The organism is Jannaschia marina (genome assembly GCF_013404595.1).
Lineage (GTDB): Bacteria > Pseudomonadota > Alphaproteobacteria > Rhodobacterales > Rhodobacteraceae > Jannaschia > Jannaschia marina.
This window is the reverse complement of record NZ_JABVAX010000005.1, coordinates 141,750-154,711: the sequence shown is the minus strand read 5'-3', so window position 1 is coordinate 154,711 and position 12,962 is coordinate 141,750. Positions and strand designations below refer to the sequence as shown.

The window sequence follows — 12,962 nt, the reverse complement described above, 5'->3', positions numbered from 1 at the left end:
CCCGACACTTACCCGATGTGAAGGCGGCGTAAAGCGAGGCTCAGGCCCCGACGGTCGCCAGCTGCCGCGCTTCGGTCATCGTGAGGTACGGAATGCGCGGCGCGCCGAATCCCGCGCCGGTGGCGGTCTGCGGGAAGAGGCGGCCCATGTCGGCCAGCACCGTGCGCGTAAGGCTCTGCGCCGTGGCCCGCGCCGGGTGATAGCTCTCGACCGGCAGGCCCTCAGCCAGCATGGCCTCCTGCGTGCGGCAGGCGATCCCGTAGACCACAACCTCGCCCGGCGGCGCGATGGCGGCCACGCGGTGCCCGTCCTCGAAGGCGGCGATCGGCGCGAAGGCGAGCGGCCCGCCGATCAGTTCGCGACAGCGCGGGCTGTCGATCAGCACGTGGGCCGCCGCCCCGAGCAGGATATCCTGATCCGGCCCGAAGGCCCCGAAGGCGCGTGCGGCGACCCGGTAGAAAAGGGGTCGTTGATCCTGCCCGGCATAGCTGCGCGACCCGATCCAGTCGATCTGGGCCGTGCCGCCGCCGCGCACCGAGACACGGTCACCGGGGATCAGGTCCTCGACCGCGACGGGCCCCCTTGGCCCGCGCAGCATGGTGCCGCGCGCGAAGCTGGAGACGGCAGCTTCGACCTCGGGGGTGTCGGGAAGGGACCGGCGATCCCAGGTGGCGGTGCCACGATGGTCGATCCAGGCAAGATCATAGGGTGCGGAGGTCCGGGTCTCGGCCTCCTGCACGTCGCCGTCGGGGCCCGGAACCGGGCTGAACGAGGCGGAGGGAAGCCGCTGGTATGCAGTCATGACGAGGTCGTCCTGGCAGTCGCGGCCCCCACCGCTGCAGCCGGTATAATCCATCCGAACCGGCGCGATCTACGCGAGATGGCGAAACAATCGGTTTCGGCCCTGCCTTCCGCCGCTCTCCGCCGCGTGCTAGCGCGAGGCCATGACCGATGCGCCGTCCCCTGCCGCCCGGATCCTCGCCGACGCCCGCGCCGCGCTCGAGGCCGAACGCCCCTCCGAGGCCCGCGATCTGCTGCGTCCGCTGCTCGGCGTCGACGGCGCGCTGGCCGAGGGCTGGCTGCAACTGGCGCAGGCCGAAGCCGCGCTCGGAGAGGACGAGGCGGCGCGGGTGGCCTTCGACCGTTGCCTCATGCTCGCCCCGAAGGAACCGATCGTCTGGCTCGAATATGCGCTGGCCGAGGCCCGTGCGGGCCGGGCTGGCAAGCTGGTGGCGCGGGCGCGCAAGGCAGGGCTGCCGCCGGCGCTCGTCGCCATGGTGCAGGCGGCCGGCACGGGGCAGGGCGCGCGGGCGTCGGGCACCGGGGCCGCGACGCGCGCGGATCTGGCGCAGCTCTCGAAAGCGACGGGCCTGCGCGCGGTGGAAGCCCGGGCGGCACCGCTGCTCAAGGCGCGGCCGGGCGCGGTGGTCTGGGGTCTTCTGGCGCAGGCGCGGCTCACCGCCGGGCAGCCCGCGAAGGCAGTCGAGGCGTTTCGGCAGGGGCTGCGCCTCGAACCCTATGCCCTCGACCTGCGGCTCGGGCTCGTGCGTGCGCTCTCGGCGCAGGGCGCGCTGGCCCCCGCGCTGGCCGAGGCGCGCCGCGCGGCCCATGTCGCGCCGCTCTCGAAGGCGGCGCATCTCATCTACGGGCGCATCGCGCTGCAATCGGACCTCGGGGCCCGCGCGCTCGCCGTCGCGGAAGGGCTGCTCGCCCGTCACCCGAAGGACGACTCCGTCCTCGCCCTCGCCGCAGAGGCCGCAGCCCGCGCCGACCGCCCCGCCGAGGCCGTCGCCAATGCCCGCGCCCGCTCGCCCAAGGCGGCCGATGCCAAGATGCTGCTCGCCCGGATCCTGCGCGACACCGGCGATACCGAAGCGGCGGGCGCTCTCTTCGACGAGATCCTCGCGACCGACCTGGACCACGCGGCCGCCCGGACCGCCCGTGGCCAGCAGCGGCTGACCGATGGCGACACCGAGGGGGCCGAGGCCGACCTGCGTGCCGCGTTCGCGGCCGACCCGGCGGATGGCGTCGCCGCCCGCGCGCTTGCCTATGGCGTTAAGCTCGCCGCCGACGATCCGGCGATCGCCCTGATGCGGGAGACACTCGCGCGCCCCGACGTGTCGGCCCCCGGTCGCCGGATGCTCGACTATGCGCTCGCCCGTGCGCTCGGCCCGCACGACCCCGCGGCGGCCGCGCGCCATCTGACGGCGGCGAACGCCTCCATGCTCAAGAGCTACCCCTACGATCCGCGCCAGCTCGAGGCGGTCTTCGAACGCGCGACGCAGACCACCTGGCCCGCCCTCGAAGCGGCCCGCGCCGCCGGGGCGACCAGCACCGCCGGGGCCGCGCCGATCTTCGTCACCGGCCTGCCGCGCTCGGGCACCACGCTCGTCGAGACGATCCTCGCCGCGCATCCCGAAGTGACCGCCTGTGGCGAACTCGGCGTCCTGCGGGGGGCCGCAGCCAGCCTCGTCGCGGGCATCGAGCGGGGCGAGACGCCCACTGCGGACGTCCTCACCGCCGCCGGGGACACCTATGCCGAGGCCGCGCGCCGCGCCGTTTCCTGCACCTCCGACACCGCCCGCATCACCGACAAGTCGATCCATACCTTCTTCGACATCGGGCTCGTCCGCGCGATCTTGCCGGCGGCCCGCGTCGTCGTCGTCACCCGAGACCCGCGCGACGTCGGCCTGTCGATCTGGCGCAATCACTTCCGTGACGGCAGCCACCGCTACGCCGCCACGCAGGAGGGCATCGCCGAACAGATCGGCCTCTTCCGGCGCGCCGTCGCCTTCTGGGAGAGGGTGCTGCCGCCGGGCACGATCCACCGGATCGCCTACGAAGACCTGCTCGATGATCCCGAGGGCCAATCCCGAGCGCTTCTTGCCCATGCCGGGCTCGACTGGGATGAAAGGGTCCTGTCGTTCCACGAGCATGCAGGCCAGGTCCGCACGCTCAGCTTCGCGCAGGTGCGCCAGCCGCTCTATCGCTCCTCGAAGGAGGGTTGGCGGAAGAGCGAAGCGGAGATCGCCCCCCTTATCGCGGCGCTCGACGCACGCGGCCTGCTGCCCGACTGACCGGGGCGTCAGCCCGAGGCGAGCACCTCGACCGCCTCGGCCAGCGTCAATTCCGGGTCGAAGGCCCCGGTCTCGAGAAAGCGCAGCACCTGCACCAGCACCAGCGGCTGATTCATCATGAAGGTATGCGTCGCGCCGACCTCGATATGGTCGTCCATCCCCTCCACCCGGGTCGAGGCGACCGACACCTTGCCGTCGTCCGCCCCCGGCAGCACCGTCGACCAGACCGGGTTCAGACTACGCGTGCCGGCGATGATGCCCACGCCCGGCCAGACAGGACCGAGCTGCCCCGGCAGGCCGTCGGTACCGAGCTGCGCCCCCGCGGGGCCGTTGATCCATTCGAAAGCGGCAAGGTCGGCCATCGTGTCGACGATCTCCGAGCCGTGGTTCGGCGGGGCGAGCATCACCGTCCGGCCGAGGCGCGGCAGCTCGTTCTCCCGCATCCATTGCCGCAGGAGGATGCCGCCCATCGAATGGGTCACGAAATGGACCTCGGGCGCGTCGTCGCACTGGGCGATCACGGGCGGCAGGGACGAGACGGCCAGCCCCTCGATCGTGTCGGCGGCGCTGTCGTAGTCGCTGTTGACGACGCGGTAGCCCTGCAGCGCGAGCGTCTCCTCGAGCACGAGAAGCGAGGCATCGGACCGTGCAAGCCCGTGGAGCAGGACGACGCAGGCCGGACCTTCGGGGGGGCTGTCGCCCGCGCGCGCGGGCAGGCCCGGGAGGAGGGCAAGAAGCAGAGAGAGGGCAAGACGCAACATTCCGCTGATCTAGGCGCTCGATCGCCTGCCTGCCAGTTCCGCGTGGCGCGACGCTGCGTCTTCACCCCCCGCGCCTCGGCCGGAGCGTCGCCAGCGCGATCCCCAGAAGGACGAGCGCCGCCGCAAGGAGGGCGCGTGCGGTCGGCACCTCCGCCAGCAGGACAGCCCCGGCCAGCATGGCGATCACCGGCACGCCGAGTTGCGCGACACCCGCCGTCGCCACGCCCATCCGCGGCAGCACGCGGAAGAGGAGCGCATAGCCGAGGCCCGAGGCGATCGCACCCGAGGCGAGCGCCATCACCGCGCCGAAGGGCGTGACGGCCGCGCCCCACCAGAGCGGAACGGCCAGCGCCATGAGCGCGGTCGCGACGAGGAAATTCCCGGCCGTCCCGGCGAGCGGCTTCGGCTCGAACTTGCCGGCGAAGGTATAGGCTGCCCAGCCCAGCCCCGCGACCACCATGAGGGCCGCATCGACCGGATCGGCGCGCGTGCCGCCGCCCGGCAGCAGCAGCCAGACGAGCCCCGCGAGCGCAAGACCCATCCCCAGGAGGCGCACGGGCCCCGACCGCTCCCCCCGCCAGATCGAGAGCGCGAAGAGCCCGAGCTGTACGGTCGCGAACAGCAAGAGCGCGCCGAGCCCCGCGTCGAGCGTGCGATAGGCGAGCGAGAAGCCGATGAGATAGACCACGAGCGCTACTGCTGCCCCCCAGCGTCGCCCGCCGGTGACCGTGATGCCGCGGCGCATCGCGAGGAGGGCGAGCACGCCGGCCCCCGCAGCCACTCGGATCGCCGCGAAGGCCATCGGATCCGTCCCGTCGAGCACGCCGGCGCGCGTCAGCAGGGAGTTGGCAGCGAGGAAGCAGAGGGCGACGAGGGTCAGGACGGCGAGCGGCATTGCGCCTGTCTGCGCCCCCGTCGCGCGGCTGTCGAGCGGGGTGAAAACTTTTCACGGAAAAGTTTCGGCAAGGTTTTCGCCGAAAACCTTGCGCGGCTCCGGAGCGGATGCACGCCACGCTCCGTCATCGTCGGGCTCGACCCGACGATCTCCTGCCGCTCCGGTCCGCCGCGTCACCCGGCGTCCGCGACCTCCCGCCCCGCGGCACTCAACCGATAGACGCCCGTCTCCACCTTCTCGAACCAGCCGTAGTGGTTGTCCCGCAGGATGTTCGTCGCCCGGGCGACCCCCGTCGCCGCCTTCACGTCGCGACCCCGCGCCGTCTCGACGTGGATCAGGAACGACGCGACCAGCATCGCGTCCTGCCGATAGGCCGTGACCAGCCCCCTGCGTGTGGAGCCGCCCGCCGTCGGATCGCCCGTGCGCGCGGCGAACTCGCGCAGGAGCGCCTCCTTCGGCTTCTTCACCAGCCGCGGGCGAAACGGCCCCGGGTCGCAATGCACCGTCACGAGACCATCCGACGCCCGCACCGTCAGCACGCCGAGCCCGAGCCTGCGGGCGAGCTTCAGGTTCGCGCGCAGGGTCGACCATCCGCGCTTGCCCGCGACCTCCGGCACCGCGAGATAGACATGCGGCGTCACCGCCTGACGATCGATCCCCTGATGCACGAGCGCGAGCGAGAACCCGGTCTTCAACTCCACGATCACCGGCGGCTCCACGCCGCGCACGGCGACCACGTCGGCCGGCCCGACCTCGCCCTTCACGGCATAGCCCTGCGCCTCGAGGAAGGCCTTGACGGGCGCATAGAGCGCGGTTTCGGGCGCGCGGCTCGCCGTGCCGGCGTCAGCCATCGGAGGCGGACGCGCCGCCGCGATCCACCACCCGGCCGCCGACCATCCCACTGAGGTGCAGCGTCCCGCCCGGGGCCACGTGGAGGTCTCCGCCGACCATCCCGTTGACCGTGGCGCTGGCCCCCGCCTCGATACGCAAGTCGCCCCCGACCATCCCGTCGAGCGTGACCGCGACGCCCTCGGCCACGCGGGCCGAACCGGCGATCAGCCCGCCGAAACGCGCATCCGCGGCGAATATGTGATCGCCTTCGATCAGTGGTTCCCCGTCGCCCATGTCACCCTCCGCCACATCGTATCGGCAGTCTACGCGCCGGGTACGCTCCGGTCCACTCCGCTCCGAGGAGCCTCCCGCCGCCGACCGGCCGCGCCCGAGGCGTGACACGCGACGACGCCTGCGCTATGGCCCCGCGCGACACCCGCGTTTGAGCACAGGACATTCCGCCATGACCACCCTCGTCTTCGGCCATAAATCCCCCGACACCGATTCCACCGGCTCGCCGATCGCCTGGGCCTGGTATCTCAACGAGGTCGCCGGCACCGCCGCCGCCCCCGCGCTCCTCGGGGAACCGAACACCGAAGCCGCCTGGATGCTCCAGAGGTGGGACCTGCCGAAGCCGAAGATCATCGACGACGTCGAGGCGGGCCAGCCCTGCGTCGTGGTCGACACCAACAACCCGGCGGAGCTGCCGGCGGGCATCAACGCCGCCGACGTGCGCGCGATCATCGACCACCACAAGCTCGTCGGCGGGCTCGAGACGTCCGGGCCGATCGACATCACCATTCGTCCGCTCGCCTGCACCGCGACGATCATGGCCGATCTCATGGGTCAGTCGCTCTCGGCGGCTCCCGACGCGATCAAGGGCGCGATGCTGACCTGCATCCTGTCGGACACGCTCGAGTTCCGCTCGCCCACCACCACCGACCACGACCGCGCGCTGGCCGAGCGGCTCGCGGGCGACCTTGGCATCGACATCCCGGCCTATGCGGCCGAGATGTTCGCGGCCAAGTCCGACGTCTCCGCCTTCTCCGAGGCGGAGCTCCTGCGCATGGATTCGAAGGAATATGCCGTCGAGGGGACCAAGTTCCGCGTCTCCGTGCTCGAGACCACGTCGCCCGAGGCCGTGCTGTCGCGCAAGGCGGCGCTGATGGAGGCGATGCCCGCGGTCGCCGCCGAGGACGGGGTCGAGCAGGTTCTGCTCTTCGTGGTCGACATCCTCTCGGAGGAAGCGACGCTGCTCGTGCCGAACGATCTCACCAGGACGGTCGCCGAGAAGAGCTTCGATGCCAGCGTCTCGGGCGACATGGTCGTCCTGCCCGGCGTCATGAGCCGCAAGAAGCAGATCATCCCCGCCCTCAAGCTCTGACGAACCGGGGATCCCCCGTCTTCCTGCCGGACATACTCCGGGGAGCGCGAGGGGCCGGCCCCTCGCACGGCCCCTACATCTCGTCGTGCACCTGCCCGTAGGCCAGCATCGCGAAGAGCCCGGTCCCGCCGATGATGTTTCCGATCAGCATCGGCAGGATATGCACCGCGAAAGCGGCTCCGATCCCGAGTTCGCCGTTGAACATCAGCACGAAGATCTCGTTCGATCCGGCGACCACATGGGTGAAATCCCCCGCCGCGATCAGCCAGGTGAACATGATGATGAGCAGAAGCTCCGACCCCTTGGCCGAGGGCATCATCCAGACGAGCGCGGCGATGAAGAACCCCGAGGGGATGCCCCGCAGGAGCGCCTCGGACCAGGTGAAGCCGGCCACGTGGCGCGAGATGTCGAGGATGCCGCCCAGCACCTCGGGCGACAGGATGCCCCCGTGCACGGCCAGGAGCGCGGTCGTCGCCGTGCCGACCATGTTGGCGACGAAGACGATGCTCCAGAGCCGGGCGATGTCGTAGAGCTTGTCGCGCGAGGGTGCGGCCAGGAACGGCAGGATCGGCGTGATCGTGTTCTCGGTGAAGAGCTGCAGCCGGCAGAGGATCACGAGGACGAAGCCGAAGGTGTAGCCGAAGGCCTGGAAGAGGCCGAGATAGGGGTGGTCCGCCCCGAGCGCGGCCCGCATCACCCCGACCATCAGCACCGACGTCGAGATGCCGAGCCCCGCGGCCACCCCCGACCACCAGAGCGAGGTCTTCGGGCGGTGCATCTCCTCCTCGCCCTCGCGCAGGATGATCGAATAGACCGCCAGCGCCGAGAGCTTGGTGTGCCGCCCGACGGTGCTGCGCTCCTCCGCCGTCAGGGCGCGTTCGGTCGGCGTCGGCTCCCGCTCGCGCGCCTCCCGCGCCTTCACGCGCGCCGCGAGATCGGCGTCGCCCGCCCCGTTGTCTTCGCTCTCGTCGGCCATGGGCAGTCCGGTCATCCCCTTGATGCGGCTCCCGCTTCAGGGTGGCGTTCGGACCGCGTCCGTCAAGGGGTCGGGGGGCGGGTGGCAAGGTGTAACGGCCGTGCAATCCACGGGGTGCCTGGTGCATGGGCCCGGTCCGTATACGCCGCACCCGATCCGTCAGGTCGAGGGCCTTCGGTCTTCAAACCGGAAGGCGGACAGGGCGGATCCGGCGGCGATAGCCGTTCGGAGTGCAGTCGGTATGCGCACAAAGCGGACTTTGGAGTGTTCCCAACTAAAGGCCGCTTGAGGCTGCAATTGGAGCGTTATGAGACTGAGTAGGAAGCATTCGTTTGCGGCCAAATCAATTCACGTTCGGCTTCCATGAATTCGTGTCGGTTCCGCAAGCCATCAATCCGCACTTAGATGAAACACCTTAATGTTTGGGTTCCGACGCTCGCCCAATTGCAGAATCTCTTCTCGGTCCGCGTCAGGCATTCTGGGCCCGATATGCAGTTCGGTGACCTCTTCGGAGTGGTAAGGGAGCGTCTCCCAAGGTTCTTCTCCAGCCCGCAGCGGCACAGAAAGCCTATACTCTTGCTCATGTTCCCATTCGCGTGTCTTCGTATAGATGATTTTCTCCAAAATCGCGGCGTGCACCTTCTCACGATCACCAAATACGGCGTCTTCGATAAACTGTTCTGTGTTCTCGTAAAGAGCCGGCCTTTGATCCGCATAAGTAACTGGGCGGAACAATTGAAACTTGGAGTCTTTCTCTAAGTTTCCTTCAATGCGCAGGGCAACTCCTTGACCGTTCTCGGCGTACTCTTCCCACATTCGAGCAGAGTTGAGCGCCGGTGTCACACAGAGAATACGATATCCCTGCATGAAATCATTGATCTCGGCAACGAAACTCTCGGACTTCAGCCGCATGGCCTCAACATCGTATACTGGCGCTTTCTGCAACTCATCGCGGATCACATCCAAGACTTCTGGGTTCGCCTTGATCGCTTGCTGAATCATCTTAATTATGAGGCGTCGCTTTGGATCACCATTCGGTTCCGCTTCCAAGTTCTGCGCTATCACGTCTGGCATCGCTGAAGTTAAAACCTCCAATGCGACTTCCGTCTCTTCCGAAAAAACGCTTCTAACCGTTAGGTCTTCCAAATCATTGAAAGATGACGGCCTGGCATGCCGGAATGTGCCGTTCCCAAGCGTGAGACGGGCTCCGTTTCTGTCCAAGAACTTATAGAGTGGTGGAAGTTTCCCAATCATACTTGACCTCGCCCACAGTAGTAGCATGCAAATTGGCTCTGCGGAGACTCCTATTCACTTCTTCGAAAGCAGACATTCGCTGCGTCATAGAAGTTCCGGAAGATGGGCTCCAAGCTGCCCTCTACGCCCCGCATCGCTTCCGATCCGACGGCCGGTGTTCCGAGCCACGGCCAACCACGCCTGCCAGCCGTCCCCTGTCCAGCGGTCGCCCCCTCACGCCTCCTGCGCGAGCCGTTCTTCCAGCACCTCGAAGGGCACGCCCGGGGCGTCCTTGGCCCCCCGGATCACGAGCGCGGTCTTCACGCTGGCGACGTTCTCGGCCGCGGTGAGCGCGCCGGTCAGGAACGACTGGAAGGTCGAGAGGTCGGGGGCCACGCACTTGAGGATGAAATCGGTCTCGCCGTTGAGCATGTGGCACTCGCGCACGAGCGGCCAGTCACGGCAGAGCGCCTCGAAGGCCGTCAGGTCGCTTTCGGCCTGGCGGGTGAGCGACACCATGGCGAAGACCTGCACCTCGAAGCCAAGCTGCCGCGCGTCGACGTCGGCGTGATAGCCCTGGATCAGCCCCGCCTCCTCGAGCGCGCGCACCCGGCGCAGGCAGGGCGGCGCGCTGATGCCGACGCGCCGGGCCAGCTCCACGTTGGTCATCCGCCCGTCGGCCTGAAGCTCGGACAGGATCTGACGGTCGATGGGGTCGAGGCGGGTGGTCGGCATGGCGGTCCTTGCAGGCAGGCGACGGGTCGTATTCCACTCCTGTCCCATGAATGGCCCGGTCGCGCAAGAAAGTTTCGCCGTTTGGCAAGATCGTTTCGTTCTGCATCCCTCGCGCGCCATCGCCGTTGTCGCAGGGCGCTGCGATCTCTAGCGTCGGAGGCCCGCCCGAGGGCGGGGTCCGGATGCACCCGGGTCTGCCGCGGTGCGCCGGCATTCCTAGGGAGGACGTCCATGTTCCGTGATTTAGGAAACGCCGCGGCCGGTTTCGCCGCACTCACGCTGTTCACCGCCGCGCCCGTTCTGGCGCAGGGTGGCCCCAATACCACAAGCCTCGCCCACGAGGTCGTGCTCGAGGGGCTCGATGCGCCCTGGGACATGGCCTTCCTCGAGGACGGCACGATGTTCTACACCGAGAAATGCCTCGGCCTCTCGGTGCGGATGCCCGACGGCACGGTCACGCCGCTCCTGGGCATGTCCGGGGCCGAGGGTTACCCGGCGACCGCCGACGACCTTTTCTGCGAGGGGCAGGCGGGGATGATGGGCGTCGCCGTCGATCCGGATTTCGCCGAGACCCGCCGGATCTACGTCTACTCCACGTCCAACATGTCCGATCCGCACACCAACCGGCTCATGCGCTTCACCGTGGCCGAGGATTTCTCGGGCGTCTCCGAGCGCACCGACATCGTCGATGACGTGCCCTACAAGATGGCGGCCTCGGATCACCCCTTCGGCGGTCCCGGCGCGCACAACGGCGGGCGCGTGCGCTTCGATGCCGAGGGCGCGCTCTGGCTCACGACGGGCGACAACCACAACGCCGAGATCCCGCAGAGCCCGACGCTCATGGGTTCCAAGATCCTGCGGATCGACACCGACGGCAACGCGCATCCCGACAACGCCCCGCCCGAGGGCTTCGACCCGCGCACCTTCACCTACGGCCACCGCAACGTGCAGGGCATCGCCTTCCACCCGGAGACGGGCGACGTGATCGCCGCCGAGCACGGCCCCTGGCACTCCGACGAGATCACGGTGCTCGAAAACGGCGGCAACGCCGGATGGGACCCGCGCGACAACATGGCCGGACGCGGCGACTGCCCCGACGGCTACTGTGGCTATTCCCCCAATCAGGAAGAGGGGATGGACCGCTACGAACGCGCCTCCTTCATGCCGATGACCGACACCGAGACCTATCCGGAGGCCATGCGCCCCGTGTGGGACAACAACGGCTGGTCGCAGGGCACGTCCTCCGCCGTCTTCCTCGAAGGGGCCGGCTGGGGCGACTGGGACGGGGCCATGGCCGTCGGCATCATGGGCATCGGCTTCGGCGGCACGCCCATCGGCCAGCGTATCGACATCATGGAGTTCAACGACGACGTCACCGAGGTCGTCGACGTGACCGAGTTGACGCTGCCGATGGAGGCGGGCCGCTTCCGCTCGCTCGTCCTCGGCCCGGACGGCAGCCTCTATGCGGCGGTGGACGAAGGCATGATCCACAAGCTGACCCCGCCGCAGTAGGGCGGCGCGATCACGACCGCCTGAAACACCGGGGGCGGGGGTTTCTCCGCCCCCTCTTGGCGACTATATCGGGCCTCCAGACTTGAAGGGGCTCGCCATGTCAGATTCGGACACCCGCCATTCCAAGGTTCTCATCATCGGCTCCGGCCCCGCAGGCTACACGGCGGCCGTCTACGCCAGCCGCGCGATGCTGAACCCGGTGCTGATCCAGGGCATCCAGCCCGGCGGCCAGCTCACCATCACCACCGAGGTCGAGAACTGGCCCGGCGACATCGAGGTCACCGGCCCCGCCCTCATGGAGCGGATGGAGGCGCAGGCGCGCGCGCTCGGGACCGAGATCATCGGCGATCACATCGCGTCGCTCGACCTCTCGCAGCGGCCCTTCGTGGCCACCTCCGATGGCGGCACGACCTATACCGCCGATGCGCTCATCCTCGCGACGGGCGCGCAGGCCAAGTGGCTCGGCCTGCCCTCGGAAGAGCATTTCAAGGGCTTCGGCGTCTCCGCCTGCGCGACCTGCGACGGCTTCTTCTACCGTGGCAAGGAGATCGCGGTCGTGGGCGGCGGCAACACCGCTGTCGAGGAGGCGCTGTTCCTGACGAACTTCGCCTCGAAGGTCACCCTCATTCACCGCCGGGATTCACTCCGCGCCGAGAAGATCCTGCAGGACCGCCTGTTCAAGCACCCGAAGATCGAGATCATCTGGGATCACGAGGTCGACGAGGTGCTCGGCTCCGAGACGCCGCGCGGCGTGGAGGGCTTGCGCCTCAAGCACGCGCAGACGGGCGAGACCCGCGAGATCGCCGTCGAGGGCTTCTTCGTCGCCATCGGCCACGCGCCCGCCTCCGAGCTCGTCAAGGATCAGCTGGAGCTGCACAGCGGGGCCTACGTCAAGACCGCCGCCGACTCTACAGCGACCTCCATCCCCGGCGTCTTCGCCGCGGGCGACCTGACCGATCACGTCTACCGCCAGGCCGTCACCTCGGCCGGAATGGGCTGCATGGCCGCGCTCGAGGCGGAGAAGTTCCTGGCCGAACACGGGCTCGACAGCGAGACCGGCGGCCCGGGGGACCCGGACCGCGATCCGTCGGAGCCGCTGGGATACGGCGCGCCCGTGGACGAGCCGGCGGAGTAGGCCGCGGCACGGCGGGCGGGGAGACGCGCGACGATGTACCCCCCGGTTTCGTCCCGCCGGCACCCCGGTTAGGCTCGCCGCGATACAGCCGGAGACGTCGATGCCCCTGAAACCTCTGTCCGCCCTCTCGATCGTCACGCTCCTCATGGCCTGCGGCGGTGGCACCACGACCGGTGGCACGAGCCCGGCGGTCGCCCGCGCCGTTTCCACGGGCGGCACCTGTCCCGCACCCGATCCGGTGCGCGACGGCCCGCTCGTCGACGCGATCCGCACCGGCAATGCCGCGCCGATCGACGCGGCCCTGGCGCGCGACCCGGCCGACGCGCGCGCCCTTGCCGCGCGCGCCGTCCTCACCGGGGCGCGGCCTGATCCCGATCACGCCGCCTGCTTCGCGCCGTACCTCTGATGGGCCACATGGCCGGC

Annotated in this window: 13 protein-coding genes; 5 read left to right on the top strand and 8 right to left on the bottom strand. The window is 69.2% G+C overall.

What is annotated here, in order from left to right; translation table 11 throughout:
* Nucleotides 1-40: 40 nt before the first annotated feature.
* The gene (locus tag HSX43_RS11145; RefSeq protein WP_179380201.1) at nt 41-802 is read right to left on the bottom strand and encodes a Hint domain-containing protein; all 762 of its coding nucleotides are present in this window, start codon (nt 800-802) and stop codon (nt 41-43) included.
* 142 nt (nt 803-944) lie between these two features.
* Here HSX43_RS11145 and HSX43_RS11140 point away from each other — a divergent pair, with 142 nt between their 5' ends.
* A complete protein-coding gene (locus tag HSX43_RS11140; RefSeq protein ID WP_179380200.1) occupies nt 945-3,077 on the top strand; it encodes a tetratricopeptide repeat-containing sulfotransferase family protein in 2,133 nt (710 codons plus the stop codon).
* 8 nt (nt 3,078-3,085) lie between these two features.
* Here HSX43_RS11140 and HSX43_RS11135 read toward each other — a convergent pair whose 3' ends face one another.
* The 4 genes from HSX43_RS11135 to HSX43_RS11120 all read right to left on the bottom strand — a co-directional run bounded on the left by HSX43_RS11135 (nt 3,086) and on the right by HSX43_RS11120 (nt 5,858).
* Nucleotides 3,086-3,838, bottom strand: a complete 753-nt coding sequence (locus HSX43_RS11135; protein WP_208454567.1) for a lipase family protein — start codon at nt 3,836-3,838, stop codon at nt 3,086-3,088.
* Nucleotides 3,839-3,899: 61 nt separating this feature from the next.
* On the bottom strand, nt 3,900-4,733 hold the full coding sequence (locus HSX43_RS11130) for a DMT family transporter (RefSeq protein WP_179380199.1): 834 nt from the start codon (nt 4,731-4,733) through the stop codon (nt 3,900-3,902).
* Nucleotides 4,734-4,906: 173 nt separating this feature from the next.
* Nucleotides 4,907-5,584, bottom strand: coding sequence for a DUF2161 domain-containing phosphodiesterase (locus tag HSX43_RS11125; RefSeq protein ID WP_179380198.1), 678 nt, complete (start codon nt 5,582-5,584; stop codon nt 4,907-4,909).
* Nucleotides 5,577-5,858, bottom strand: coding sequence for a hypothetical protein (locus tag HSX43_RS11120; protein ID WP_179380197.1), 282 nt, complete (start codon nt 5,856-5,858; stop codon nt 5,577-5,579). The genes HSX43_RS11125 and HSX43_RS11120 overlap by 8 nt, the downstream gene beginning before the upstream one ends.
* A 169-nt stretch (nt 5,859-6,027) precedes the next feature.
* Here HSX43_RS11120 and HSX43_RS11115 point away from each other — a divergent pair, with 169 nt between their 5' ends.
* Nucleotides 6,028-6,948, top strand: coding sequence for a manganese-dependent inorganic pyrophosphatase (locus HSX43_RS11115; protein ID WP_179380196.1), 921 nt, complete (start codon nt 6,028-6,030; stop codon nt 6,946-6,948).
* Between the two features lie 73 nt (nt 6,949-7,021).
* Here HSX43_RS11115 and HSX43_RS11110 read toward each other — a convergent pair whose 3' ends face one another.
* The 3 genes from HSX43_RS11110 to HSX43_RS11100 form a co-directional block, all read right to left on the bottom strand.
* Nucleotides 7,022-7,939 (bottom strand): formate/nitrite transporter family protein, encoded by a 918-nt coding sequence (locus HSX43_RS11110; protein ID WP_179380195.1) that lies wholly within the window; start codon nt 7,937-7,939, stop codon nt 7,022-7,024.
* 375 nt (nt 7,940-8,314) lie between these two features.
* Nucleotides 8,315-9,178: a DUF2971 domain-containing protein gene (locus tag HSX43_RS11105; RefSeq protein WP_179380194.1), complete on the bottom strand. Its 864-nt coding sequence runs from the start codon at nt 9,176-9,178 to the stop codon at nt 8,315-8,317.
* 213 nt (nt 9,179-9,391) lie between these two features.
* Entirely contained in the window at nt 9,392-9,892 is a 501-nt protein-coding gene (locus HSX43_RS11100; RefSeq protein WP_179380193.1) for an Lrp/AsnC family transcriptional regulator, read from the bottom strand.
* Nucleotides 9,893-10,123: 231 nt separating this feature from the next.
* On the opposite strand from HSX43_RS11100, the gene HSX43_RS11095 reads away from it, so the two are divergent.
* The 3 genes from HSX43_RS11095 to HSX43_RS11085 all read left to right on the top strand — a co-directional run bounded on the left by HSX43_RS11095 (nt 10,124) and on the right by HSX43_RS11085 (nt 12,945).
* On the top strand, nt 10,124-11,404 hold the full coding sequence (locus tag HSX43_RS11095) for a PQQ-dependent sugar dehydrogenase (RefSeq protein ID WP_179380192.1): 1,281 nt from the start codon (nt 10,124-10,126) through the stop codon (nt 11,402-11,404).
* A 97-nt stretch (nt 11,405-11,501) separates the two neighbouring features.
* Nucleotides 11,502-12,539 carry a thioredoxin-disulfide reductase gene (gene trxB / locus HSX43_RS11090; protein WP_179380191.1) on the top strand — a complete coding sequence of 346 codons (1,038 nt, stop codon included), beginning with the start codon at nt 11,502-11,504 and terminating at the stop codon, nt 12,537-12,539.
* Nucleotides 12,540-12,639: 100 nt separating this feature from the next.
* Nucleotides 12,640-12,945, top strand: coding sequence for a hypothetical protein (locus HSX43_RS11085; protein ID WP_179380190.1), 306 nt, complete (start codon nt 12,640-12,642; stop codon nt 12,943-12,945).
* Nucleotides 12,946-12,962 lie beyond the last annotated feature (17 nt).